Source organism: Bradyrhizobium genosp. A, assembly GCF_049949275.1.
Classification (GTDB): Bacteria; Pseudomonadota; Alphaproteobacteria; order Rhizobiales; family Xanthobacteraceae; genus Bradyrhizobium.
This window is the reverse complement of record NZ_CP188196.1, coordinates 306054-331655: the sequence shown is the minus strand read 5'-3', so window position 1 is coordinate 331655 and position 25602 is coordinate 306054. Positions and strand designations below refer to the sequence as shown.

Sequence of the window (25602 nt, the reverse complement as noted above, 5' to 3'; positions counted from 1 at the left end):
TTGCCCGACGCGTGAGCAGCGAATGTGTCAGCAGCCTGTCATGCCTGCTTTTTGATCAAGCCTGACCATGGATTGAGCGCGACGTAATAGCGCACTGCACCGCAATACCCGTCAAACGCGAAAACCCCCGTTTTCATAGTCCGTTAGGCAAACCGCCCGTTCTGGCACGGCATTTGATTCTAAGGGTCCCGGCTGTGCCCGCGTAGTGAACTTCTCCCTCGTGGCGAACCAGTCGAGAAACGCCCGGCCACGTCCGGACCGGGCCCAAGCGGGGATAGGACCCATGAAAATTGTTATGGCGATTATCAAGCCATTCAAGCTGGAAGAAGTCCGTGACGCCCTGACCGCCATTGGCGTTCACGGTCTCACGGTGACGGAAGTCAAGGGATATGGCCGTCAGAAAGGCCATACGGAAATCTACCGCGGCGCCGAATATGCCGTGAGCTTCCTGCCCAAGATCAAGATCGAAGTCGCCGTCGCCTCCGAGCAGGTCGACAAGACCATCGACGCCATCACGACGGCTGCGAAAACCGGACAGATCGGCGACGGCAAGATCTTCGTCATCAACCTCGACCATGCGGTTCGCATCCGCACCGGCGAGGCCGACGCTGCGGCCCTTTGATTTCGCGCTCAACCAAAATTCAATCAGGAGTAAATGAAATGACGTTTAAGCGTCCCTATGGCGCGGGATTGGCGGCTCTCGCAGTCGGCCTGTTCGCTGCGACCGCAGCCTATGCCGAGCCAACGGTCAACAAGGGAGATAACGCCTGGATGCTGACATCGACAGTGCTCGTGCTGTTGATGACGATCCCGGGTCTCGCGCTGTTCTACGGCGGCCTCGTTCGTTCCAAGAACATGCTCTCGGTCCTGATGCAGGTGTTCTACACCGTCTGCGTCGTCACCGTGATCTGGGCCGTGTACGGCTACAGCCTCGCCTTCACCGGCGGCTCCGACTTCATCGGCGGCTTCTCCAAGGCCTTCATGATGGGCGTCACCACCGACTCGAAGGCCGCGACCTTCTCGGTCGACGCCAACATCTCGGAGCTCGTCTATGTGTGCTTCCAGATGACGTTCGCGGCGATCACGCCCGCCCTCATCGTCGGCGCCTTCGCCGAGCGCATGAAGTTCTCCGCGGTAGCCCTGTTCATCCCGCTCTGGGTGACGCTGATCTACTTCCCGATCGCGCACATGGTCTGGTACTGGCCCGGCCCGGACGCAATCCAAGATGCGGCCAAGGCTCTGGCTGCTGCGGCTGATGGTGCAGCGAAGACTGCGGCTCAGGCCAAGCTCGACGAGATCAACGCCGACGCCGGCTGGATCTTCAAGAAGGGCGCGATCGACTTCGCTGGCGGCACCGTGGTGCACATCAACGCCGGCATCGCAGGTCTCGTCGGCGCTCTCTTGATCGGCAAGCGCACCGGCTACGGCAAGGACCTGATGGCTCCGCACTCGCTGACCATGTCGATGATCGGCGCCTCGCTGCTCTGGTGCGGCTGGTTCGGCTTCAACGCCGGCTCCAACCTAGAGGCCAACGGCGGCGCCGCTCTTGCCATGACCAACTCCTTCGTCGCCACCGCAGCCGCCGCGCTGTCGTGGATGTTCGCGGAGTGGATCATCAAGGGTCACCCGTCGGTGCTCGGCGTCATCTCCGGCGCTGTCGCGGGCCTCGTGGCCGTCACGCCCGCCGCCGGCTTCTCCGGCGTGATGGGTGCGATCGTCCTCGGTCTCGTGGTCGGCGTGGTCTGCCTGTTCTTCTGCACCGTCGTGAAGAACGCGCTCGGCTACGATGACTCGCTCGACGTGTTCGGCGTGCACTGCATCGGCGGCATCGTCGGCGCCCTCGGCACCGGCATCCTGGTCAATCCGGCTCTCGGTGGTGCGGGCATCATCGACTACACCGCGATCCCGCCCAAGGTTGCCGATTACGACTTCACCGCGCAGATGATCTCCCAGCTCGAAGCCGTCTGCACCACGCTGGTGTGGTCGGGCGTCGGTTCGGCGATCCTCTACAAGGTCGTCGATGTGATCGTTGGCCTCCGCGCCAATGTCGAGAGCGAGCGTGAAGGCCTCGACATCACCGAGCACACCGAGCGCGCCTACAACATGTAACCACTTCTCCCGGGGCGCGATCTCTCCTCGGGGATCGCGCCCACAACTACGGTTCGGGCACATACCCGGCAATGCCCCGACCGTTGAGGGGCTCCAGCGCAAGTTGGAGCCCCTTTCTTTTTGATCGGCGGCTCTCCGGGACACGCCAGGCGGCTTCCACGCACGCACTGTCACGCGCGATGACAGGTCATCTCAATTGCATCGCGCTCCGGCGCTGCACGCCGTCGGCCGAATGAGGCTGGCGCGCGCCAGATCAAACTGGATCACAGGTTGGGCAGGCCAAAAGCGGAACGAGCGAATGCAAGCCTTTCCGGCCGCCGCTGCGATATCACAACAAAGACGATCTGTAACAAAGGCGATACCATAACTGTAAAGATCGACCGATAAGGCTCGGCTCGGGACGGCGTCAGCATCACATAAATTACATCATGAGACGTCCCCACCAATGCGATGCCGGATTGGTTCAGCAATCTCAGGTTCCGGGGATGTCTTGAAATGTCGTCTGCAGCTTTCTTGAAATCATTCAAATATGCGGCCCTTGGCGCCGCACTTTTGCCGTTCGCTGCGCAAGCCGGCAGCATTCCGACCGCCCCACCGGTGAATTTCACCAACAACAGCAGCGCTGCAGTCGGGTCCACCATCGTCAACCTGCTGGACTCCTATGCCCATCTGATGATCGCCAATCCGAAGCTGAGGCAGGGCGCGGGGGTCATGGACATCAACATCGAGACCGTCATCGAGATGACGCACCATCGCACGGCGGCGCAGACCCTAGCGGTGATCCATGACGATCGCACGGCGCAGCCCTACAGCGTCCTCAACGGACTCGGCGTGCTGACATCCTATTTCATGACCGGAATTGGTTCTTCCACCTCGGGTACCGCGCCCACGAGCCTGACACCGACCTCCTACGTGGCCACGACGCTGGACGACTATGCGCCGACCGCCCATGGCATCAACTACCTGAACGGCGCTACCATCGGCTTCACGAGCTTCGGCGACGGCACCGCGACGCCACTGGCGGGCGCCGCGAACTTCCTGAACAACACCATCCGCGCCAACGCCTCTACCGAACCGCCGAAACGCACGTTCGAGCGCTACATGGGCTCGACCGGCCCCGTGACCAATCCGGCCTCCATCACGGGTGGCGTGATCAGCCCGCTGGATCCGCGCTACGCGAGCTACAACGCCGTAACCAACAAGGCCGGCCTCACCACCCCCGACACCGCGCAGTTTGTGATTCCCTCCTACTTCGGTCATTTTCCTGTTCCGGCCGCGTACGGAAACAGCCTCACCTGGGTGCGAGGTTTCACCGTGACCCAAGCCATGGTGGACGCCGGTGGCGGCACGCCGATCACGGCCCCCAATGTCGGATCCTACGAAGCGTCGGGCAATTTCACGCCCGTGGCATTCAATGTCGGCGATCACGTCCCGGGTATCGGCACCGCGCCGCGGCCCTACCGGCTGTCGGCTGGAGTGAACGTTCCGACACAGCTCTGGCAGATCATCAACGGCACCAATCCTTATGCCGACGGCGCCTTCGTCAGCGGTCACACCAACCTTGCCTACAATCAGGCGCTCGGTCTCGCCTTCCTGGTGCCCCAGCAATATCAGGGCCTGCTGGCGCGCGCCGCAGACCTCGGCAACAACCGCATCCTTGCCGGCATGCATTCGCCGCTCGACGTGATCGGCGGACGCATCGAAGCGACAGCGATCGTCGCCACCAATATCTATAACGCGCTCTACGATGCGAACGGCAACCGGCTGGATTGGACCAATCCCGCCAACACCGCCGCTTATGCGATCTACCAGGCTCACACGCAGACCCAGAAATACCTGGCCCAGTCCTGCGGCACCAACAATGTGGAGAACTGCATCGAGCGGATGCACGCAGCCGCCGACCACGACCATCGCGGTGACCACGACCATCGTGGCGACCGGGAGCAGGAGGACTTCAATCTCGATCCCGACGACACCGCGGGTTACACCTATCGCATGACCTACGGGCTCGCTCTCGCCAACGCGGCGCATGCGCCCGAGAACGTGCCGGTGCAGGCGCAGGTGTTGCTGCTGACGCGCTTCCCCTATCTCACCGATCAGCAGCGCCTCGATATCCTGCGGGACACCGCGCTGCCGTCCGGCTTCGCCCTGCTCGACGGCAACTCCTGGGATGGTTGGGGCCGTCTCAATCTCTATGCGGCCGTCAATGGCTATGGTCCGTTCTTCCGTGCCGTCAGGGCGGCGACGATGCCGTCTCATTGATGCCATCTTGCGATCGCTGAACAACGCCGGCGCGGCACCCCCCGGTGCCGGCCGGGCAGGCGATACCTGCTCTCGGAACAGAGCAAAGCCGGCGCGAGCCGCGCGCCGAGGTGACTGCCGGCCGCGGTCCTGAAGGTCGGCGCACGCTAGACGAACCAGCCCAGTTCCATCCGCAGATGGCGATCTTTACCTGCGACAAGCAGGAGTTCCACGCGATCCCGTCTGGCATGGCGACGTTCGAGAAGCTGCCGGCGCACTGAAGCCATGATGACGGTGCGCTCCCTCCCCGCATGCGGGGGAGGGCAGGGGAGAGGGTTGTCGCAGCATCGGGACAGTCCCTTTCTGGAGAGAGCCCTCACCCGGCGCTGAGCGCCGACCTCTCCCGCAAGCGGGAGAGGTGGAGGAACCAGCTTCGCCCTATGGCCATCCATCCCGTTGTTATCCGGCCTCATTATTCCCGCTCTGGACGGGTCGGCCTGCCGATGGTTAATCGCGTCTTAACCTCGCCCTATCTATGGTGAACTGAACCGCTTCCCGCCGGCGCCTTGGTGCGACCGGCCGTTCCAAGAGTGCTGGCGCCCAGAATGGCTATGACCGCTTCATCCCGTGCGCCGCTAGCCGGTGGAAGCTCCGACAGTGAACGCTCGCCCTTCGTCCGGCTGAACGAGCTGTTGGCGCCGCATCAGCCCGGCAAGCCCTTGATTTCGCTCGCCGTCGGCGAACCGCAGCATCCGGTGCCTGACTTCGTCGGCCCGGTGCTCGCCAAGCACATCGCCGATTTCGGCCGTTACCCGATGAACCAGGGCACCGAGCCGTTCCGCCAAGCAGCGAGCGCCTGGTTGTCGTCGCGCTTCAGGCTGCCGCGACCGCTCGACCCCAAGAGCGAGATTCTCGTCCTCAATGGCAGCCGGGAGGGGCTGTTCCTCGCCGCGATCGCAGCAGTGCGCTATGTCGGCCCGCGTCCCGGCAAGCCCGCCATCCTGATGCCGAACCCGTTCTACCCGGTCTATGGTGCCGGCGCCGGCGCCGCGGCCTGTGAGCCGGTCTATCTGCCGACCACCGTCGAAAACGGCTTCCTGCCCGATCTCGATGCCATCGACGAAGCGACGCTCGCGCGCACGGTGGCGTTCTATCTGGCCTCGCCCGCCAATCCGCAGGGCTCGGTCGCGTCGCGCGATTATCTCACGCGCCTGAAGAGCCTCGCCGATCGCTACAACTTCGTGATCCTCAGCGACGAGTGCTACTCCGAGATCTACACCCGCGAAGCCCCGGGTAGCGCGCTCGAATGTGCGGGCCCCGATTTCAGCCGCGTGGTTGCGTTCCAGTCGCTGTCGAAGCGCTCCAACCTGCCGGGCCTGCGGGTCGGCTTCGCTGCCGGCGACAAGAAGCTCATCGGCATGTTCCTGGAGTTGCGCAACATCGCGGCGCCGCAGGTGCCGGTGCCGCTCCAGCATGTCGCGACCGTTGCCTATGGCGACGAGGCGCATGTCGAGGAGAACCGCAGGCTCTACCGGATCAAGTTCGATCTCGCCGACCAGATCATCGGCAATCGTTACGGCTATCGCCGGCCCGACGCCGGCTTCTGCGTCTGGCTCAATACGTCCGAGATCGGCGACGATGTCTCCGTGACCCTCAAGCTTTTCAAGGAAGCCGGCGTGCGCGTGGTGCCCGGCTCGTATCTGGCGCGGCGTCAGCCCGACGGCTTCAATCCCGGTGCCGGCTACATTCGCCTGGCGCTGGTGCAGGATAGTGAGACCACGGCGCAGGCGCTGCACCGGCTGGTCGAAACTCTGGGTTAGGCGGGGCCCATGAGCATGTCGGCAATCGAACGTGTGATTCCCCTGGTCGGCCATCTGCCGCCCTCGATCCGCGAGGTGCTGAGCCGGCGCATGCGCGAGCTCACCGGTCTCGGCCTGATCACGCTCTCAGGCGCCGCGTCCGCCGCGCTGATGACCTGGTCGGTGCAGGACCCGAGCCTCAGCCACGCGACCTCGCGGCCGATCCGCAACATTCTCGGCTATGCCGGCGCCATCGGCGCTGACCTCGCGATGCAGATCCTCGGCCTCGGCGCAATCATGCTGATCCTCACCGTCGCGGTGTGGGGCTGGCGCATGATGACCCATCGCCCATTCGACCGCGAGGCGCTGCGGCTCGGCTGCTGGATTCTCTGCACCGTGATCGCGGCGGGCTTTGTCAGCTGCTGGCCGCATGGCGGCGCATGGCCGCTGCCGACAGGGCTTGGCGGCGTGGTCGGCGATGCGCTGGTGCGTGCGCCCGCGGTGATCTTCGGGCCGCCCGGCGCGATCTATCGCATGGTGCTCGGAATCATCCTGTTCGTCGCGCTGGCTGCGACCTTCCTGATCGCTTGCGGGCTTGGCGCACGCGAGCATGACGAAGAGCTCGCGGAGATCGAGGACGACGACAAGCCGCTCGACGAAGACGAGGAGAGCGATCGTGGCTCGGTGTCGCTGGGCTGGCTGTTCCACGCGCTGATGAGCACCAAGGCGCGGCTGATCTGGCTGTTCGGCGCGGCCTACCGCTCGCTGGTCTCGAGCGGATCGAAGACCAAGGCAGTATCGTTCAGCCGGCAGGAACCCAATCTCGGCGGCCGTGCCGCGCCCTCGATCTCGCCGCAGTCCGAGGACGAAGATTACGAGGACGAGCACGAGGAAGGAGAGGAGGACGAGGAGAAGGAAGAGGCACCCGCGCGCGCGCCGCGCAAGAAGGCCGCGCCGAAAGCCGCTTCCAAAAAATCCTCCGCTAAGTTCGAGCTTCCCTCCGTGTCGGTGCTGGCCGCGCCCAAGGCCGGCGATCGCCAGCCGCTCAGCAAGGCCGAGCTGGAAGCCAACTCGCGCGCGCTCGAAGGCGTGCTGCAGGATTTCGGCGTTCGCGGCGAGATCGTGAAAGCCAATCCTGGCCCGGTCGTCACGCTCTACGAGCTCGAACCGGCTCCCGGCATCAAGTCGTCGCGCGTGATCGGGCTTGCCGACGACATCGCGCGTTCGATGAGCGCGCTGTCGGCACGCGTCGCCGTCGTTCCCGGCCGCAATGCCATCGGCATCGAGCTGCCGAACGCGCATCGTGAAAAGGTCTATCTGCGCGAGCTGCTGGTCGCGAAGGAGACCATCGACACCGTCGCGAAGCTGCCGCTCTGCCTCGGCAAGACCATCGGCGGCGATCCCGTCATCATCGACCTCGCGCGCACGCCGCACATGCTGATCGCCGGTACCACCGGCTCCGGCAAGTCGGTCGCGATCAACACCATGATCCTGAGCCTGGTCTACCGGCTGCGCCCGGACCAGTGCCGGCTGATCATGGTCGATCCGAAGATGCTCGAACTCTCCGTCTATGACGGCATTCCCCATCTGCTCACCCCCGTCGTGACCGATCCGAAGAAGGCGGTGGTCGCGTTGAAATGGGCCGTGCGCGAGATGGAAGAGCGCTACAAGAACATGGCCAAGCTCGGTGTGCGCAACATCGACGGTTACAACACGCGCCTGGGCGAGTTGAAAGCCAAGGGCGAAGAGCCGACGCGCACCGTGCACACCGGCTTCGACAAGGAAACCGGCAAGGCGATCTACGAGGAAGAAAAGCTCTCGCTCGATCCACTGCCCTACATCGTCATCATCGTCGACGAAATGGCCGACCTGATGATGGTCGCCGGCAAGGACATCGAAGGCGCCGTTCAGCGTCTCGCGCAGATGGCGCGCGCCGCCGGCTTGCATGTGATCCTGGCGACGCAGCGTCCGTCGGTCGACGTCATCACCGGCACCATCAAGGCGAACTTCCCGACCCGCATCGCCTTCCAGGTCACTTCGAAGATCGACAGCCGCACGATTTTGGGCGAGATGGGCGCCGAGCAGCTGCTCGGCCAGGGCGACATGCTCTACATGGCCGGCGGCGGCCGCATCAGCCGCGTGCACGGCCCCTTCGCCTCGGACGATGAAGTCGAGAAGGTGGTGCGCCACCTCAAGACGCAGGGCCAGCCCGAATATCTCGAAGCCGTCACCGCCGAAGAGCCGACCGAGGACGAGGACGGTGCGGTGTTCGACGCCACCGGAATGGGCGGGGATGGCGGCGGCGACCTGTTCCAGCAGGCCGTTGCCATCGTCAAACGCGACCGCAAGGCCTCGACGAGCTACATCCAGCGCCGTCTGCAGATCGGCTATAATCGCGCCGCATCGCTGATGGAGCGCATGGAACTGGAAGGCATCGTCGGACCCGCCAATCACGCCGGCAAGCGCGAGATTCTGGTCGAGGAAGAAGACAGCCATATGTGAGGCGAGCCGCCTCAAAGTCCTATTTCACGCAAAATCGTTATCTGCTTTTGCCCGAAATCACGCTAAAACGACGCCCAGCCACACAGGACGACGCGTTGACCCAACATCCGGACATTCGATTCGCGGCCTCCTTCGCTGCGCACAGCGCACGCGTAGCGGGCGTGCTGCTCGTCACCGCCGCGATGGTGACCGCTGCGTCATCTGCGCAGAACGTTCCCGTGCCGAAGCCTGCACCGAAGGCCCGCGACAGTGCTCCGCCCTCGGGCGGACCCGCGATCACTGGCGCAACACAGGCGCCGCCGAATCCGATCATTCCCGATCCGCGCCGCAACGTGCCGAGCAGCATCTTCCAGACCTTCGATGCGAACCAGAAGGCGCAGGCGGCCAAGGTCAGTGCCTATCTGTCCTCGCTGTCGACGCTGGTCGGGAATTTCGTCCAGGTCGGCCCCGACGGCAGCAAGACGCAGGGCGATTTCTACATCCAGAAGCCCGGCAAGATGCGCGTCGAATATGATCCGCCGAGCCCGATCGACATCGTTGCCGATGGATCCTCCGTCGTGGTGCGCGATCGCAAGCTCGCGACGCAGGACGTCTATCCGCTGTCGCAGACACCGCTCCGCTTCCTGCTGTCCGATCGCATCGACCTGATGAAGGACACCAACGTCGTCAGCGTCACGGCCGACGACCTCTTCATCAGCGTCATCATCGAGGAGAAGCAGGCGCTGGTCGGCACCAGTCGCCTCTTGCTGATGCTCGGCGCCAAGGACGGCCAGTTGAAGCAATGGACGGTGACCGATCCTCAGGGCTACGACACCACATTCGCAGTCTATAATCTGGACACGAGCAAGAAGCTCGATCCCAATATGTTCAAGATCGACTTCACCAATTACAGCGTGCCGTCACCGGGCTAGGTCCCGTAGGGTGGGCAAAGCCACCGGGTCGCGCGAATGCGCGCCCGATGACAGGCTCCGCGTGCCCACCATCAGGTCCCAAACCTCGAAAAGACGGTGGGCACGGCGCTTTGCGCCTTTGCCCACCCTACGAGAGCTTGCTAAGACGCCATTCTCATGCGTCTTTCCCTGACAACCTGGAACATCAATTCGGTGCGGCTGCGCATCGATCTGGTCGCGAAGTTTCTCAAGAGCGCGCGGCCGGACGTGCTGTGTCTCCAGGAGACCAAGTGCATCGACGACGCCTTTCCGCTGAAGCGCTTCAAGCGGCTCGGCTACGAGCACGTCGCGCTGAACGGGCAGAAGGGCTATCACGGCGTCGCCATCGTCTCGAGGATTCCGTTCGAGAACACCGACATCCGCTCCTTCTGCGACAAGGTGGATTCGCGCCACATCTCGGTGTCGTTCGGCGAAAAGGCCAGCATCGCAAAACCGCTGGTGCTGCATAATTTCTACGTGCCTGCTGGCGGCGACGTTCCCGATCCCGCGTCGAACGAGAAATTCGACCACAAGCTCCGCTTTCTCGACGAGATGAAGGCGTGCGAACCGCTGCATCCGCGCGGAGAAGATCGCCACATCCTGGTCGGCGATCTCAACGTCGCGCCGCACGAGAACGACGTGTGGTCGCACAAGCAGCTTCTGAAAGTCGTCTCGCACACGCCGATCGAAACCGAAAAGTTGCAGGCCGCACTCAGCGCCGGCGAATGGATCGACGTCGCGCGCGACCGCATCCCGATGTCGGAAAAGATCTACACGTGGTGGAGCTACCGCTCCGCCGACTGGACCGTCGGCGACCGCGGCCGCAGGCTCGACCACATCTGGGTCTCGCGCGCGCTGAAAGACGCGGTCCAGGATTTCAAGATTTTGCGCGATGCCCGCAGCTGGGAGCGACCGTCGGATCACGTGCCGGTGACGGTGACGCTGGACGTTTAAGCCGGCTACGTGCTCAGCTTCGCACCGGCGATCAGAATGTCGCTTGCGATCTGGCTGGAGCGAACCGCGAATTCGTCGCGGAGGCGGACCGCGGCGGCGGGATCGCTTTCGAGCACGCGCTGAAACAGGCTGCGCGCGACGCGGATGACGGAGGAATGCTCCAGCGCAACCGCGCCCGAGGGCCGCTTCATCGGCACGACCAGCGCGAGCTCGCCAATCAGCGTGCCGGGACCTGCGATCATCTCGGCGCCGGCGCCGTCATCGACGCGAAAGGCGCCGCGCTGGACCACGAAGCCGGCATCGGCATCGTCGCCGAGATTGAACAGGATGTCGCCGCGGGCGAAGTCACGCTGCTCGGAGCCGATCGCGAGCATGCGCAGCGAGGCGTCTCCCAACAGGCGCAGTGTCGGGACACGCTCGAGCAGCGCTACGTCGTCGTCGATTGACATTCCGGTCCGAGGCTCGTGGAACGCGCTGATTTAAGACGAATCGCGCGCTCCTGGAACGTATCACGGCACCAGCTTGTAGCCACCGGCTTCCGTCACCAGGATTTCCGGGTTGGCGGCGTCCTTCTCGATCTTCTGGCGAAGCCGGTAGATGTGGGTTTCCAGCGTGTGGGTGGTGACGCCGGAATTGTAGCCCCAGACCTCCTGGAGCAGGGTCTCGCGCGACACCGGCATCTGGCCGGCCCGGTAGAGGAAGCGCAGGATCGCCGTTTCCTTCTCGGTGAGTCGGACCTTGCGCGCATTGGCCGCGGTCAGCATCTTGGAGCCGGGGCGGAAGGAATAGGGGCCGACCGAGAACACCGCGTCCTCGCTGGCTTCGTGCTGGCGCAGCTGGGCGCGGATGCGGGCCAGCAACACGGCGAAACGGAACGGCTTGGCCACATAGTCGTTGGCGCCGGATTCCAGGCCCAAAATCGTGTCGGAATCGGTGTCGTGCCCCGTCAGCATGATGATCGGCGCCTTGAAGCCGCCCTTGCGGAGAGAGCGGACCACTTCGCGACCGTCGGTGTCGGGAAGGCCGACATCCATCAGCACGAGATCGGGAGCGTTGGCCTTTGCGGCGCTGGCGCCCTTGGCGCCGGTATCGACGGCGGAGGCTTCAAATTCTTCGTGCAGCGATAATTGCTCCACCAACGTGTCGCGCAGATCGGTATCGTCATCCACGATCAGGATCTTGCGGGCATTGGCCATAGGGGATCATCCTTTTGGGGTCGACCAGGCGCGCATGCATGCCGCACCCAGCCGTGATGAGAAGTTTAAAGGGTCGCTGTCTTTATTGTTGTTCGTGTTGAAGTAGTGGGCTGTTACCGATTCACAAGCCGGAATTACTCTACCCCAGAATAGCAGGGCGAATTGATGAATGTCCTGTAATGAATTCGACATCGCACGTTCAGATGAAAAATGACGCTAATTCAAACGCTTATCCCATGAATCGACGCTTCCAGCAGCTCTCGACGATCCGCGTTAAGCCTGCCGCCGGCAATCCGCGCCGGGGCTGGCTGACAGCCGGACAGCTGACGATTCCGGTAGCGCTGGGGCGCGGCGGAATTCTGGCCAACAAGCGCGAGGGCGACGGCGGCACCCCCAGGGGCAGCTTTCGTCCCCGACGATTGTGGTGGCGGGGCGACCGCCACAGCCGTCCCAAGACGTTTCTGCCGGCCCGGATCATCACCGGCGCGGACGCCTGGTGCGAAGATCCCGGCGATCGCCACTACAACCAGTGGATCCGGCGCGGCGAGGGCGAAGGCGGCGACCGGCTCAAACGCGACGACAAGCTCTATGACTTCATCATCGAAATCGACCACAACACCAGGCCGCGCATTGCCGGCCGTGGCAGCGCGGTGTTTCTGCATCTGGCGCGCGACAATTTCGGCCCGACCGCGGGCTGCGTCTCCATGACGAAATCTGCGATGCTGCAACTGTTGCAGCGATTGGGGCCGCGAACGCGAATCATCATCGGGTGAGAGCGGAAAGTGTCGGTGAGATTCGGACGGACGCTACCCATCGTCGTCCTGGCTAACGGCTCCTACCGATGTCCGAAGATCGCGCTTCCGACGCGCACATGGGTGGCGCCGAGCATGATGGCGGTCGCATAGTCCGCGCTCATGCCCATCGACAGATTCTGCAATCCGTTGCGCGCGGCGATCTTGGCGGTCAGCGCGAAATGCGCCGCCGGCGGCTCGTCCACCGGCGGAATGCACATCAGGCCGGAGATCGTCAGCCCGTAGGTGTCGCGACAGCTCGCGAGGAAGGCGTCGGCCTCGCCGGGCGTGACGCCGGCCTTCTGCGGCTCCTCGCCGGTGTTGATCTGGACGAAGAGTTGCGGGTGCTTGCTCTGGGATTCGATTTCTTTGGCTAACGCCTGGCAGATGCTCGGGCGATCGACCGAATGGATGGCATCGAACAGCGCCACCGCCTCCTTCGCCTTGTTGGATTGCAGCGGCCCGATCAGATGCAGCGCGATGCCTGAGTAAACAGACGTTAACTCCGGCCACTTGCCTTTGGCTTCCTGCACGCGGTTTTCGCCGAACACGCGCTGTCCGGCGCCGATAACCGGGATAATTGCATCGGCTGCGAAAGTCTTGGACACCGCGATCAGCGTCACTGAGGCACGATCGCGCCGCGCATCCTTGCAGGCGCGCGCGATTTCGGCTTCGACCGCGGCGAGCGCGTTTGGTGAATCGCCGGTTACCGGCGCGGCATTGGCTTCTGTCATGACGTCGATCGACTGCACGAGTAACGGAGGTAGTTCCATTTTTACCGAGTTCAAGAAAGAGTTTTTGAACCCTTCGCTTTAACTTGCCCGCGGGGTGGGCAGCGAAGATGGCAAACGTCAGTTTCAACCGCAAACGAGCAAAACTCAAGCAGGTCCTCGGCATCAGGGCCCGGCTTGCGTTGCTCGCGGTGATTCTGGTCGCGCCCTTGATGCTCGAGCGCATTCGCTCGCTCGAGGACACCCGCACCAAACAAATCGCGCAAGCCACCGCCGAGTTCACCACGATCGCAAGGCACAGTGCGGACGCGCAGCGCGAGGTGATCTCGTCGGTCGAGACCATCCTGAAATCGGAAGCCTTTATCCGCGCCTCCGCCGGCGGCGTCAGCAAGAGCTGCGACGTGTTGCGCGCGAGCCTGCCGACGAGCCTCCCCTGGATCCGCACGCTTCTGATCGCCGGCCAGGACGGCCGTATCCAGTGCGCGACCAACAACATGTATGTCGGCCTCGATCTTTCTGACCGACCCTATTTCCAGCAGGCCCAGGAAACCGGCCGCTTCGTGCTGTCCGACTTCATCCTGTCAAAGCCCGTGCAGTCGCCGACCGTGATGGCGGTCTATCCGGTCTCCGCGTTCAGCGGCGTTGCCGATGCCATCGTGCTCGCAACCGTCAACCTCGACTGGATGTCGAAGGTCATGAACAATCTGGGCGGCCGCGCAGGCATCTCGGCGGTGCTGGTCGACAGCGCCGGCACCGTGCTGGCTGCGCCCGCCGACCAGCACAGCGCGGTCGGACGTCCGCTCGACAACATGCCGCTGATGTCGGCGATCGCCGACATGGCCTTGCGCTCCGACCAGGACGAAGGCTCGCTGTCGTTTCTCGCCGCCGACGGATCGCGGCGCGCAGTCAGCTTCATCCGCATCGCCGGCACCAATTCCCGCCTGATCGCCAGCATCGACGAGGACAAGGTGTCCGCAGCAGTGAGCCGCGACATCCGCACCGCCTATCTCCAGCTCGCCTTCGTCGTCGTGTTCGTGCTGCTCGGCGCGCTGATCGCCGCCGAGAAGCTCGTGATCAAGCCGATCGAAATGCTCGCCGACATGGCCAAGCGTCTCGGCGAGGGCGACCTGTCGGCCCGCGCGGCGCGCAACCGGCTGCCCTCCGAATTCGTGCCGCTGGCGCGCGCCTTCAACGCGATGGCCGCGCAGCTCAGCCAGCGCGAGCGCGAGCTGATCGCGACCAATGACCGGCTGACGGTGATGGCGTCGATCGACATGCTGTCGGGACTTGCCAACCGCCGCGGCTTCCAGAGCCGTCTCGACTTCGAATGGATGCGCGCGCAGCAATATGGCAGCGAGCTCGCGCTTCTGATGATCGACGTCGACCATTTCAAGCTGTTCAACGACACCTACGGCCATCTCGAAGGCGATTCCTGCCTGACCCGGCTCGGCGAATCACTGTCCGGCATCGCCGCCGACACGATGGGCTTTGCGGCGCGCTATGGCGGTGAAGAATTCTGCCTGCTGCTGCCGAATACCGACGTGCACCGCGCCGTCGAGATCGGCGAGCTGGTGCGCGCCGCCGTGCTGAAACTCTGCCTGCCGCACATCACCTCCGCCCACATGGTGGTCACGGTGTCGATCGGCGTTGCGGCGACTCGGCCGAACGAGGCCTTGCGCCCGGGCGACTTGATCGAAGCCGCCGACGCTGCGCTCTATGCCGCCAAACATCGCGGCCGCAACAACGTCGTCGAGCACGGCATTTTGCGGATCGAGGGCACCACCGCCGAAATCGCGATGGCGGGCTAGACCGCAGCGATCTCGCGATCGAGCTCGCTTTCGTCGACCACGCGATTGCGGCCATTGCGTTTAGCAAGATAGAGCGCCCGATCGCAGCGTTCGACCAAGTCGTTCATGGCTTCTCCCGGCTGAAACTGCGAAGCTCCGATCGAGACCGTGATGGACGGAAGAATCTCGCCGGTCGACCGGCGAGTGATCTGACACGCGGCGATGGAGCAACGGATGCGTTCGGCAATCGCCGTCGCCGCGGCGAGATCGGCACCAGGCAGTACGGCGATCAATTCCTCTCCGCCGTAGCGGGCCGGCAGATCGACCTCGCGGACCTTGTCGCGCAGCACCTGCGCCATCAATCGGAGCACTTGGTCGCCGACGCCATGGCCGAACCTGTCGTTGAACGACTTGAAGTGGTCGATGTCGAGCATCAGAAGGCTGAGCGGCTCGCCCTTCTCCATGGCGGCGATCTGCGCCTTGCGAAAGAACTCGTCGAGCGCGCGGCGATTGGGCAGGCCGGTGAGGGTGTCGGTCCTGGCGCGTTCCTCGGACTTGCTCAGCGTTTCCCGTATCGACTCGAGCTCCTGCGTCTTCTCAGCGAAACCGGCTTCGAGCTTTGCGGCGCGGCTGGCCGCCTTGGCGAGCTCGTTCATCAATTGCTGGACGAGCAGCATTGGATCGGAGCCGGCCTGGCCCCGATCGGCGACATCATGGATCGCGCGCATCTGTGCGTGATTGTCAGCAATGGCTGTTGCCAGGAAGACTCGGGCGGCGTCCATGACCGAATGCAGCTGCTGGGAGGCAAGGGCCGCCGCCGAGCCGTCCGGCGCGGCCACATAGGTCGAAAACAGGTCCCGGTTTATGGCCGCGTCGAACTTGCGCTTGTTGCCGATCAGAATATCGATGGCGCGCTGCAGATCGCTTGGAACTCCCATCGAATAGACGAACCAGACGCTAAAATTGTCCGGTGTTGCGGGCACGTGTTCGGCCGCCATGCAGTGCAAGGCCTTTTGCGCGACGGATGCTGCGTAGTCGTAGTCGAGCTCGTCATAGGGGCTGGCGATCATGACGAAAGGTCCCGGGCTTGGGCCCCGATAGCTTGGCAGCAGCCACCTTAATCGCTCCTTGAAATCAGGCCTGCCCCGTATTGGACCGGAGCTTTGAAACGAGCGGAGGAGGATTCTCGCTTTTCGGCAACCCATTGACCCGTTAAGGACTTCTATGGCCTAGTCCGGCCTCTTCAGGCGGCCGAAACCACGAAAACCCAACGATTCCATGACCTCCGAACGCTATAACGCCCGCGACGCCGAACCGCGCTGGCAACGCCAGTGGGACGAGCAGGCGATCTTCGTCTCGAAGAACGACGATCCCCGGCCGAAATACTATGTGCTGGAGATGTTCCCCTACCCGTCCGGGCGCATCCATATCGGCCACGTCCGCAACTACACGCTTGGCGACGTGCTGGCCCGCTTCATGCGCGCCAAGGGCTTCAACGTGCTGCACCCGATGGGCTGGGACGCCTTCGGCCTGCCGGCCGAGAACGCCGCCATCGAGCGCAAGGTCGCGCCGAAAGCCTGGACCTACGACAACATCGCCGCGATGAAGAAGCAGCTCCGCTCGATCGGGCTGTCGCTGGACTGGTCGCGCGAGTTCGCAACCTGCGATCCCAGCTATTACAAGCATCAGCAGAAGATGTTTTTGGATATGCTCGGCGCGGGCCTCGCCGAGCGCGAGAAGCGCAAGCTGAACTGGGACCCGGTCGACATGACCGTGCTCGCCAACGAGCAGGTGATCGACGGCCGCGGCTGGCGCTCGGGCGCGATCGTCGAACAGCGCGAGATGAGCCAGTGGGTCTTCAAGATCACGAAGTACGCGCAGGAATTGCTGTCGGCGCTGGATGGGCTCGACCGCTGGCCTGACAAGGTACGGCTGATGCAGCGCAACTGGATCGGCCGCTCCGAGGGCCTGCTGATCCGCTTCGCGCTGGATCAGGCGACCACGCCCGCCGGCGAGAGCGAGCTGAAGATTTTCACCACGCGCCCCGACACGCTGTTCGGCGCGAAATTCATGGCGATCTCGTCGGATCATCCGCTGGCGCAGGCAACCGCCGCGAAGAACCCGAAACTTGCGCAGTTCATTGCCGACATCAAGAAGATCGGCACCGCGCAGGAGATCATCGACACCGCGGAGAAGCAGGGTTTTGATACCGGCATCCGCGCGGTGCACCCGTTCGACCCGAGCTGGAAGCTGCCGGTCTATGTCGCCAATTTCGTGCTGATGGAATACGGCACCGGCGCGATCTTCGGCTGTCCCGCGCACGACCAGCGCGACCTCGACTTCGTCAACAAGTACAATCTCGGCAACACGCCGGTGGTGTGCCCCGAGGGCCAGGATCCCAAGACGTTCGTCATCACCGACACCGCCTATGACGGTGACGGCCGCATGATCAATTCGCGCTTCCTCGACGGCATGACGATCGATCAAGCCAAGGACGAGGTCGCGAAACGCCTGGAAGACGAGCTGCGCGGCAACGCACCGGTTGGCGAGCGCCAGGTCAATTTCCGCCTGCGCGACTGGGGCATTTCGCGCCAGCGCTACTGGGGCTGCCCGATTCCGGTGATCCACTGCCCGAAGTGCGACGTCGTGCCGGTGCCGGATGCCGACCTGCCGGTGGTGCTGCCGGAGGATGTGAGCTTCGATAGGCCGGGCAACGCGCTCGACCATCATCCGACCTGGAAGCACGTGACTTGCCCGAAATGCGGCGGCAAGGCTCAGCGCGAAACCGACACCATGGACACCTTCGTGGACTCGTCCTGGTATTTTGCGCGCTTCACCGATCCCTGGAACGAGAACGCGCCGACGACGCCCGCGGTCGCCAACCGGATGCTGCCGGTCGACCAGTATATCGGCGGCGTCGAGCACGCGATCCTGCATCTGCTCTACAGCCGCTTCTTCACCCGCGCCATGAAGGCGACCGGGCACATCGCGCTGGACGAACCGTTTGCCGGCATGTTCACGCAGGGCATGGTGGTGCACGAGACCTACCAGAAGGCCGACGGCACCTGGGTGCAGCCGGCCGAGGTCAAGATCGAGGTCGGCGGCAACGGCCGCCGGGCGACGCTGCTTGAAACCGGCGAGGACGTCCAGATCGGCGCGATCGAGAAGATGTCGAAGTCGAAGAAGAACACGGTCGACCCCGACGACATCATCGCGACCTATGGCGCCGACGTTGCCCGCTGGTTCATGCTGTCGGACTCCCCGCCCGACCGCGACGTGATCTGGAGCGACGAGCGCGTCCAGGGCGCCTCGCGCTTCGTGCAGCGGCTGTGGCGGCTGGTGAACGATGCCGAAGAACTCTGCAAGGAACTCGGCAAGGCTGCCCCAGCGGCCCGGCCGGCCTCGTTCGGCACTGATGCGACCGCCTTGCGCAAAGCCGCCCACGGCGCGCTCGACAAGGTCACGACCGGCGTCGAGCGGCTGCACTTCAACGTCTGCCTCGCCCATATCCGCGAATTCACCAACACGTTTTCGGAGGTGCTGCAGCGTCCCGGCCAACCCGCTCCCGATTTGGCTTGGGCGATCCGGGAGGCCAGCCAGATCCTGGTGCAGCTGTTCTCCCCGATGATGCCGCATCTGGCCGAGGAGTGCTGGCAGGTTCTGGGCCAGCCCGGGCTGGTTTCCGAGGCCAATTGGCCGCAAATCGAACGCGATTTGCTGGTTGAAGACAGCGTGACCCTGGTGGTCCAGGTCAACGGCAAGAAGCGGGGTGATGTCACAGTTGCAACAGCGGCCCAGAATCCGGAAATCGAGGCTGCCGTTTTGGCCCTCGATGCGGTAAAACTGGCCCTGGACGGCAAGCCCGTCCGCAAGATGATTATCGTCCCCAAGAGGATCGTGAATGTTGTCGGCTAGGATCCGCATCGCAGCCCGCCTGCTGGCGGTTGCCGTATTGGCGGCGCTGACGGCCGGCTGCTTCCAGCCGATGTATGCCGAGCATACCGACGGCACCCCCGGCTTGCGCGAGAAGCTGATGGGGGTCGATCTTCCGCCGATCGACAAGGCGAATGCCTCCCGCGAGGCCCGCGTCGGCGTCGAGGTCCGCAACGCGTTGGCGTTCAAGCTCTACGGCTCAGCGACAGGCATGCCGCCGACCCACCGCCTGGTCATCCGCTTCACCTCCAGCAAGTCGTCCCTGATCGTCGACCCCAACACCGGCCTGCCGAACAGCGAGAACTATGGCATCGACTGCCAGTACAATCTGATCGAGGTCGCGACCGGCAAATCGGTGATGACCGGCACGACGTTCTCGCGCGTCTCCTACGACATGCCCGGCTCCTACCAGCGTTTCAGCCGCAACCGCGCGGTGCGTGACGCCGAGGATCGTGCCGCCAACGAGATCGCCGAGAACATCAACACCCGGCTCGCCGCGTTCTTCACCGCAGGCACGTAGTTCATTTCCCGTCATTCCGGGGCTCGCGAAGCGAGAACCCGGAATCCAGAGATTGTAGATCGAGATTCCCAGGCGCGCGATTGCGCGCCTTAGTTCGCGCTCTGCGCGCCCCGAAAATGACGAACCTTGGGCAACATGGTCGCACTGCGCGGAAAAGAGATCGATGCCTTCCTCGCCCGCCCCGACGCGGGCCGTCCGATCATCCTGCTCTATGGCCCGGATGCCGGCCTTGTGCGCGAGCGCGCCGACGCGCTGATTGCGTCCGCCGTCGACGACCCCAACGATCCCTTCTCACTGGTGAAGCTCGACGGCGACGAACTTTCGGCCGAGCCGTCGCGGCTGGTCGACGAAGCCATGACCGTGCCGCTGTTCGGCGGTCGCCGCGCCATTCGCATCCGCGCGGGCTCGCGCAGCTTTGCCAGCGGCGTCGACACGCTGGCCGAGATGGGCGTGAAGGATTGCCGCATCGTGATCGAAGCCGGCGAGCTCCGCCCGGAATCGCCGCTGCGCAAGGCCTGCGAGAAGGCCAAGACCGCGGTGGCGATCGGCTGCTATCCCGACACCGAGCGCGACCTCGCAAAGCTGATGGAGGACGAGCTCCGCACCGCGAATCTGCGCATCGCGCAAGATGCCCGCGGCGCGCTGATGTCGTTCCTCGGCGGCGACCGCCAGGCCTCGCGCAACGAGTTGCGCAAGCTCACGCTCTACGCCCACGGCAAGGGCGAGATCACGCTGGATGACGTGATGTCCGTCGTCGCCGACGCGTCCGAGCTGAAGCTTGATCCAATCGTCGACGGCGCCTTCGCCGGCCGGCCCGATATCGTCGAGACCGAATTCGCAAAGGCCATGATCGCCGGCACCTATCCCGGCGTGATCATCTCGGCCGCGCAGCGCCAGGCCGCGTGGCTGCACAAATCCGCGCTCGCGATCGCCGACGGCACGCCGGCCTCCACCGTGCTCGACGGCGGATTTCCGCGGCTGCATTTTTCACGAAAGCCCGCGGTCGAAACCGCACTGCGCAACTTCAGCGTGGCAAGGCTCGCTGGGATCATCGAGCAGCTTGCGACCGCCGCGCTCGACACCCGCAAGCAATCGACGCTGGCCGCCGCCATCGCCCAGCGCACGCTGATGGCGATCGCCGCGAATGCGAAGCGGCGGGGATAGGCCCCCACTCTCTCCACGTCATTGCGAGGAGCCCTTGCGACGAAGCAATCCAGGATCCCTCCGCGGAGAGATTCTGGATTGCTTCGCTACGCTCGCAATGACGATGTGGAAACAGTTGCGCGTCCAATGACCGCGATAGTTCCTCATCCTGAGGAGCGCGCTCTTGCGCGCGTCTCGAAGGATGAAGGCCCGGGGCCCTCGCCCTTCGAGACGCCGCTTCGCGGCTCCTCAGGGTGAGGGAGAGAGAGCGCGGGAATAGGGCTACAGCGCGCCCTTCGCCAGCCGCTTCATCACCTCGTCGAGCTGATCGAGGTTGCGGTAGTTGATCTGGACCGAGCCGCCGGGATCGCGGTGATTGACGGTGACCTTGAGGCCGAGCGCGTCGCTGACGCGCTTCTCGAGATCGACCGTGTCGGGGTCCTTTTCCTTGCCCCCGGTGGCGCGCGCCTTTTGCGGCTTGCGCTCGGGCACGCCCTCTTCATGCGCGAGCGCCTCAGTCTGGCGGACGTTGAGGCCCTCCGCGACGATGCGCTTGGCAACCGCCAGCGGATCGGGCACGCCGATCAGCGCCCGGGCGTGACCGGCGGTCAGCTCACCGGTCGCGATGAAGGCCTGCACCTCAGCCGGGAGCTTGGTCAGCCGCATCATGTTGGCGACGTGGCTGCGGCTCTTGCCGACGACTTTTGCGATGTCGTCCTGGCTGCGTTTGAACTCGTTGGCAAGCGCGTGATAGCCCTGCGCCTCTTCCATCGGGTTGAGGTCTTCGCGCTGCACGTTCTCGACGATCGCGAATTCCAGCGCATCGCTGTCGCTAATGTCGACCGGCACGATCGGCACTTCATGCAGGCCGGCCATTTGCGAGGCACGCCAGCGCCGCTCACCGGCAATGATCTCGAAGCGGTCCTGCGCGCCCTTCACGGGGCGCACCACGATCGGCTGGATCACGCCGTGCTGCTTGATGGACTCCGAGAGCTCCTTGAGCTCGGTGTCCGAAAAGGCGCGGCGCGGGTTGCGCGGATTGGCCTTGATGAATTCGATCGGCACCTTGCGCTGCGCGCGCGGACGATCGACGTGCTGAGCCTCGCCGCCGACATCACCAATCAGACTCGCAAGACCCCGGCCCAGTCGCGAACGCGCTTCGTCGGCCATCGCCAGCTCCCTTGGATTCACGCTGCAGCACTCCAGAACTAAGTTTCGAATTGTAGGGTGGGTTAGCGAAGCGTAACCCACCATTGCTTTTGTTCGCTGCGGAAAATGTGGTGGGTTACGCCTTCGGCTAACCCACCCTACGGCACCTTCAATGTGTCGTACGCAGCTCGCGCTCGCGCTGGATCACTTCCGTGGCGAGCCGCAGATACGCTTCGCTGCCGACGCATTTGAGATCGTAGACCAGCACCGGCTTGCCGTAGGACGGCGCTTCCGAGATACGCACGTTGCGCGGGATCATGGTCTTGTAGACCTTCTCGCCCATGAATTGGCGGACGTCGGCCACGACCTGGTTCGAGAGGTTGTTGCGCGAGTCGAACATGGTCAGCACGATGCCGTGGATCGACAGGTTCGGGTTGAGCGTCGAGCGCACCTGCTCCACCGTCTGCAGCAATTGCGACAGACCTTCGAGCGCGAAGAACTCGCACTGCAGCGGCACCAGGATCGCATCCGACGCAGCCATCGCGTTGACCGTGAGAAGGTTGAGCGACGGTGGGCAGTCGATCAGCACATAGGTGTAATCGGACTCCGGCGAGACGTTGTTGTTGAGCGAGGAGATCGCATCGCGCAGCTTGAAGGCGCGGCCGGGCGTGGTGCCGAGCTCGAGCTCGAGGCCGGAGAGATCCATGGTCGAGGGCGCGATGTGCAGCCGCGGCACCGCGGTCGAGACCACCGCTTCGCGCAAGCTCGATTCGCCGATCAGCACGTCATAGGTCGAGCAGGAGCGATTGCGGCGATCGATGCCGAGGCCAGTCGAGGCGTTGCCCTGCGGATCGAGATCGACGATCAAAACGCGCTCGCCAATCGCTGCGAGCGCCGTGCCGAGATTGATCGCTGTGGTTGTCTTTCCCACGCCGCCCTTCTGATTCGCCAGCGCCAGGATGCGCGGGTGACCATGCGGGACTTCAGCCTTTTCTTGGTCGGTCTGGTCTTGCTGCGGCTCGTCAATCATGGTCATCGAAATTCCCCCACCCAACCCCTGAACGCTCACCCGCGGCGTTCAACTGAAGTCAGCTCGACGATCCACCCGTCACCCGTCAGGCTTTGGTGGAGCTGCGGCCGAATATTCCAATATTTAGCGGCTTCGGTCAATTCAGCCTCTACATCTTGACCCTTAAGAAATAACGCTTTTGCACCCTGGCGCATCAGCGGCTCCGCAAAGCCGATAAGTTGATGTAGCGGAGCCAGCGCGCGGGCGGTGACGCAATCGACGGGGCCGGTGATTCTATCCACATTATCCCCGATTTCAGCGAGATGTACGACTCCCGGAGATGTGGTGAGGCGGATCGCTTCGCGCAAAAAGGCGGCCTTCTTGGCGATTCGCTCGACGAGGTGGACGCTGGCGCCCGGTGTCCCGGCCATGGCGCAAGCCAGCACGACGCCGGGAAAGCCGCCGCCGCTGCCGAGATCGGCCCAGCGCTTGGCTGATGGCGCGAGGTCGACGAGCTGAAGCGAGTCGGCAATGTGCCGGGTCCAGAGGTTTGGCAAGGTCGAGGGCGCGACCAGATTGGTCTTGGCCTGCCACTCCCGAAGCAGCGCGATATAGCGATCGAGCCGCGCCTCCGTTTCATGTGAAACGGGCGCGAGCTTTAGCGCCGCGCTCTTGTCGGCGGCGATGACGGAGTCGAGTGCCTGATCGTTGGCGCTGGCCTTGTCGATCTTCGGTTTGACCGGCGCCGACACGGACCGACGACCAGCTCCCTCACCTGCTCCGGGTCGTCGGGATAGCGGCCTGTCCCCGCCCGGTCCGCGCTGTTTCACGTGAAACGCCTATGCAATTGCCTTGGAAGTCTTGCGCGCCTCGCGACGAAGATAGGCCGCGAGGATGCCGAGGGCCGCCGGCGTCATGCCGTCGATCCGGCCGGCCTGGCCGACCGTGAATGGCCGCGACTTTTCCAGCTTGGCGCGGACCTCGTTGGAGAGACCCGGGACCTGCTGGTAGTCGACCTCCGACAGCACCATCCCCTCGTCGCGCCGGAAGGCTTCGACGTCGGCGCTCTGGCGCTCGAGATAGACATCGTACTTGGCGTCGATCTCAAGATGGGTGGCGATGACGGGATCAATGGCGGACAGCTCCGGCCAGATCGCGCGGACCTGGCTCCAGCCGATGTCCGGATAGGCCATCAGCTCGAAGGCCGAGCGGCGCTGACCATCCCGGTTCAGGGACAGCCCGTGCTTGATCGCCTCGTTCGGGGTGATGGTCAGCGATTTCGACAGCGTCCGCGCCGCGTTCAGGGCGTCTATCTTGGCGCGATGATGCTGGGCCCGGGCACTGCCGACACAGCCCAGTGCGATCCCTTTCTCGGTCAGGCGCTGATCGGCGTTGTCGGCCCGCAAGGTCAGCCGATACTCGGCCCTGGAGGTGAACATCCGATAGGGCTCGCTGATCCCGCGGGTCACGAGGTCATCGATCATGACGCCGAGATAGCCGTCGGCGCGGTCGAACACCGTGAGCGCGGCTCCGCTCGCGGAGAGCGCGGCATTGAGGCCGGCCACGATGCCCTGGCCGGCGGCCTCCTCGTATCCGGTCGTGCCATTGATCTGCCCGGCCAGGAAGAGACCGCGCAGACGCTTGGTCCGCAGGGTCGGATCGAGTTCACGGGGATCGATATGGTCGTATTCGATGGCATAGCCCGGACGGACCATCTTTACCCGCTCCAGGCCGGGGATACTGGCGAGGATCGCGAGCTGGACCTCCTCAGGCAGTGAGGTCGAGATGCCGTTGGGATAGACGGTCGTATCGTCGAGCCCCTCCGGCTCCAGGAAGATCTGATGGCCGTCGCGGTCGCCAAAGCGGACGATCTTGTCCTCGATCGAGGGGCAATAGCGCGGTCCGGAGCTCTTGATCTGGCCGGAGTACATCGGAGAGCGATGGACATTGGCCCGGATCACCTCGTGGGTGGCAGCCGTGGTCCGGGTGATGCCGCACTGGATCTGCGGGGTCGTGATCCGCGCGGTCATCACCGAGAACGGCTCCGGCGGCTCGTCTCCGGGCTGCATTTCGACGGCGGACCAGTCGATTGTCGAGCCATCCAGACGCGGCGGCGTCCCGGTCTTCAGCCGTCCAAGGGTGAAGCCGGCGCGCTCAAAGGAGGCCGAAAGGCCCATTGCCGGGGCCTCGCCGACGCGGCCGGCGGGCCAATTCTTCTCGCCGAGATGGATCAGACCGCGGAGAAAGGTTCCGGTGGTGACGACAACAGCCCCTGCCCGGAGCTCCCGGCCGTCCGCCAGCCGCAGCCCGATGACCCGGCCGTCGACCACGATCAGCTCGTCGGCCTCAGCTTCAATAACGGAAAGACCTGCGGTCTCCCGGATCGCAGCCTGCATCGCAGCTGCATAGAGCTTCCGGTCGGCCTGGGCCCGTGGACCACGGACCGCAGGACCCTTCCGACGATTAAGCACGCGAAACTGGATACCGCCGGCATCGCCGACCCGGCCCATAAGGCCATCGAGGGCATCGACCTCGCGCACCAGATGGCCCTTGCCCAGACCGCCGATGGCGGGATTGCAGGACATCGCGCCGACGGTCGAGAAACGGTGTGTCACCAGAGCGGTCGTCGCACCCATCCGGGCGGAAGCAGTCGCGGCTTCACAGCCGGCGTGGCCGCCGCCAATCACGATGACGTCGAAACTCTCTCGCTCTGTTCGCATGGGCCGACTTCTAACTCAGCGACAGGAAAGCCGGAAGTGGAAACTCGGTGGGGCGGGTGTTTCACGTGAAACGGGGTAAACTGGAAGCC

Annotated in this window: 21 protein-coding genes; 12 read left to right on the top strand and 9 right to left on the bottom strand. The window is 64.1% G+C overall.

Annotated features, from left to right (window positions below; all coding sequences use genetic code 11):
• The first annotated feature begins 283 nt into the window (after nucleotides 1-283).
• Nucleotides 284-622 (top strand): P-II family nitrogen regulator, encoded by a 339-nt coding sequence (locus ACP2YP_RS01475; RefSeq protein ID WP_426421889.1) that lies wholly within the window; start codon nucleotides 284-286, stop codon nucleotides 620-622.
• Nucleotides 623-660: 38 nt separating this feature from the next.
• Nucleotides 661-2109, top strand: coding sequence for an ammonium transporter (locus ACP2YP_RS01470; RefSeq protein ID WP_426421888.1), 1449 nt, complete (start codon nucleotides 661-663; stop codon nucleotides 2107-2109).
• Between the two features lie 263 nt (nucleotides 2110-2372).
• Here ACP2YP_RS01470 and ACP2YP_RS01465 read toward each other — a convergent pair whose 3' ends face one another.
• Nucleotides 2373-2579: a hypothetical protein gene (locus ACP2YP_RS01465; RefSeq protein WP_426421887.1), complete on the bottom strand. Its 207-nt coding sequence runs from the start codon at nucleotides 2577-2579 to the stop codon at nucleotides 2373-2375.
• Nucleotides 2580-2604: 25 nt separating this feature from the next.
• Between ACP2YP_RS01465 and ACP2YP_RS01460 the strand changes: the two genes are divergently transcribed.
• The 5 genes from ACP2YP_RS01460 to xth all read left to right on the top strand — a co-directional run bounded on the left by ACP2YP_RS01460 (nucleotide 2605) and on the right by xth (nucleotide 10534).
• A complete protein-coding gene (locus tag ACP2YP_RS01460) occupies nucleotides 2605-4371 on the top strand; it encodes a phosphatase PAP2 family protein (RefSeq protein ID WP_426421886.1) in 1767 nt (588 codons plus the stop codon).
• 584 nt (nucleotides 4372-4955) lie between these two features.
• Complete coding sequence (locus ACP2YP_RS01455) at nucleotides 4956-6170, top strand: aminotransferase class I/II-fold pyridoxal phosphate-dependent enzyme (protein ID WP_426421885.1); 1215 nt, start codon at nucleotides 4956-4958, stop codon at nucleotides 6168-6170.
• A gap of 9 nt (nucleotides 6171-6179) precedes the next feature.
• A complete protein-coding gene (locus ACP2YP_RS01450; RefSeq protein ID WP_426421884.1) occupies nucleotides 6180-8651 on the top strand; it encodes a DNA translocase FtsK in 2472 nt (823 codons plus the stop codon).
• Nucleotides 8652-8746: 95 nt separating this feature from the next.
• Nucleotides 8747-9562 (top strand): outer membrane lipoprotein carrier protein LolA, encoded by an 816-nt coding sequence (locus tag ACP2YP_RS01445; protein ID WP_426421883.1) that lies wholly within the window; start codon nucleotides 8747-8749, stop codon nucleotides 9560-9562.
• A gap of 156 nt (nucleotides 9563-9718) precedes the next feature.
• On the top strand, nucleotides 9719-10534 hold the full coding sequence (gene xth / locus ACP2YP_RS01440; RefSeq protein WP_426421882.1) for an exodeoxyribonuclease III: 816 nt from the start codon (nucleotides 9719-9721) through the stop codon (nucleotides 10532-10534).
• A gap of 5 nt (nucleotides 10535-10539) precedes the next feature.
• On the opposite strand, the gene ACP2YP_RS01435 is transcribed toward xth, so the two are convergent.
• Together ACP2YP_RS01435 and ACP2YP_RS01430 are read right to left on the bottom strand one after the other, a co-directional pair.
• On the bottom strand, nucleotides 10540-10983 hold the full coding sequence (locus ACP2YP_RS01435) for a cyclic nucleotide-binding domain-containing protein (protein ID WP_426421881.1): 444 nt from the start codon (nucleotides 10981-10983) through the stop codon (nucleotides 10540-10542).
• 60 nt (nucleotides 10984-11043) lie between these two features.
• Nucleotides 11044-11730, bottom strand: coding sequence for a response regulator transcription factor (locus tag ACP2YP_RS01430; RefSeq protein WP_007598630.1), 687 nt, complete (start codon nucleotides 11728-11730; stop codon nucleotides 11044-11046).
• A 203-nt stretch (nucleotides 11731-11933) separates the two neighbouring features.
• On the opposite strand from ACP2YP_RS01430, the gene ACP2YP_RS01425 reads away from it, so the two are divergent.
• Nucleotides 11934-12503, top strand: coding sequence for a L,D-transpeptidase family protein (locus ACP2YP_RS01425; RefSeq protein ID WP_426421880.1), 570 nt, complete (start codon nucleotides 11934-11936; stop codon nucleotides 12501-12503).
• Between the two features lie 62 nt (nucleotides 12504-12565).
• On the opposite strand, the gene ACP2YP_RS01420 is transcribed toward ACP2YP_RS01425, so the two are convergent.
• Nucleotides 12566-13255 carry a YggS family pyridoxal phosphate-dependent enzyme gene (locus ACP2YP_RS01420; protein WP_426426442.1) on the bottom strand — a complete coding sequence of 230 codons (690 nt, stop codon included), beginning with the start codon at nucleotides 13253-13255 and terminating at the stop codon, nucleotides 12566-12568.
• A gap of 107 nt (nucleotides 13256-13362) precedes the next feature.
• Between ACP2YP_RS01420 and ACP2YP_RS01415 the strand changes: the two genes are divergently transcribed.
• The gene (locus ACP2YP_RS01415) at nucleotides 13363-15060 is read left to right on the top strand and encodes a diguanylate cyclase domain-containing protein (protein ID WP_426421879.1); all 1698 of its coding nucleotides are present in this window, start codon (nucleotides 13363-13365) and stop codon (nucleotides 15058-15060) included.
• Here the strand turns inward: ACP2YP_RS01415 and ACP2YP_RS01410 are convergent.
• Nucleotides 15057-16037 carry a GGDEF domain-containing protein gene (locus ACP2YP_RS01410; protein WP_426426441.1) on the bottom strand — a complete coding sequence of 327 codons (981 nt, stop codon included), beginning with the start codon at nucleotides 16035-16037 and terminating at the stop codon, nucleotides 15057-15059. The two genes, ACP2YP_RS01415 and ACP2YP_RS01410, sit on opposite strands and share 4 nt — an antisense overlap.
• Before the next feature lie 280 nt (nucleotides 16038-16317).
• Between ACP2YP_RS01410 and leuS the strand changes: the two genes are divergently transcribed.
• The 3 genes from leuS (at nucleotide 16318) to holA (ending at nucleotide 20656) form a co-directional block, all read left to right on the top strand.
• Nucleotides 16318-18954 (top strand): leucine--tRNA ligase, encoded by a 2637-nt coding sequence (gene leuS, locus ACP2YP_RS01405; RefSeq protein ID WP_426421878.1) that lies wholly within the window; start codon nucleotides 16318-16320, stop codon nucleotides 18952-18954.
• Entirely contained in the window at nucleotides 18941-19492 is a 552-nt protein-coding gene (gene lptE, locus ACP2YP_RS01400; RefSeq protein WP_426421877.1) for an LPS assembly lipoprotein LptE, read from the top strand. The genes leuS and lptE overlap by 14 nt, the downstream gene beginning before the upstream one ends.
• Nucleotides 19493-19627: 135 nt before the next feature.
• A complete protein-coding gene (gene holA / locus ACP2YP_RS01395; protein ID WP_426421876.1) occupies nucleotides 19628-20656 on the top strand; it encodes a DNA polymerase III subunit delta in 1029 nt (342 codons plus the stop codon).
• Nucleotides 20657-20917: 261 nt separating this feature from the next.
• Here holA and ACP2YP_RS01390 read toward each other — a convergent pair whose 3' ends face one another.
• The 4 genes from ACP2YP_RS01390 to mnmG all read right to left on the bottom strand — a co-directional run bounded on the left by ACP2YP_RS01390 (nucleotide 20918) and on the right by mnmG (nucleotide 25513).
• Complete coding sequence (locus tag ACP2YP_RS01390) at nucleotides 20918-21805, bottom strand: ParB/RepB/Spo0J family partition protein (RefSeq protein ID WP_426421875.1); 888 nt, start codon at nucleotides 21803-21805, stop codon at nucleotides 20918-20920.
• A 148-nt stretch (nucleotides 21806-21953) separates the two neighbouring features.
• Entirely contained in the window at nucleotides 21954-22820 is an 867-nt protein-coding gene (locus ACP2YP_RS01385; protein ID WP_426421874.1) for a ParA family protein, read from the bottom strand.
• Nucleotides 22821-22849: 29 nt separating this feature from the next.
• Complete coding sequence (gene rsmG, locus ACP2YP_RS01380) at nucleotides 22850-23623, bottom strand: 16S rRNA (guanine(527)-N(7))-methyltransferase RsmG (protein WP_426421873.1); 774 nt, start codon at nucleotides 23621-23623, stop codon at nucleotides 22850-22852.
• Nucleotides 23624-23632: 9 nt separating this feature from the next.
• Entirely contained in the window at nucleotides 23633-25513 is a 1881-nt protein-coding gene (gene mnmG, locus ACP2YP_RS01375) for a tRNA uridine-5-carboxymethylaminomethyl(34) synthesis enzyme MnmG (RefSeq protein WP_426421872.1), read from the bottom strand.
• Nucleotides 25514-25602 lie beyond the last annotated feature (89 nt).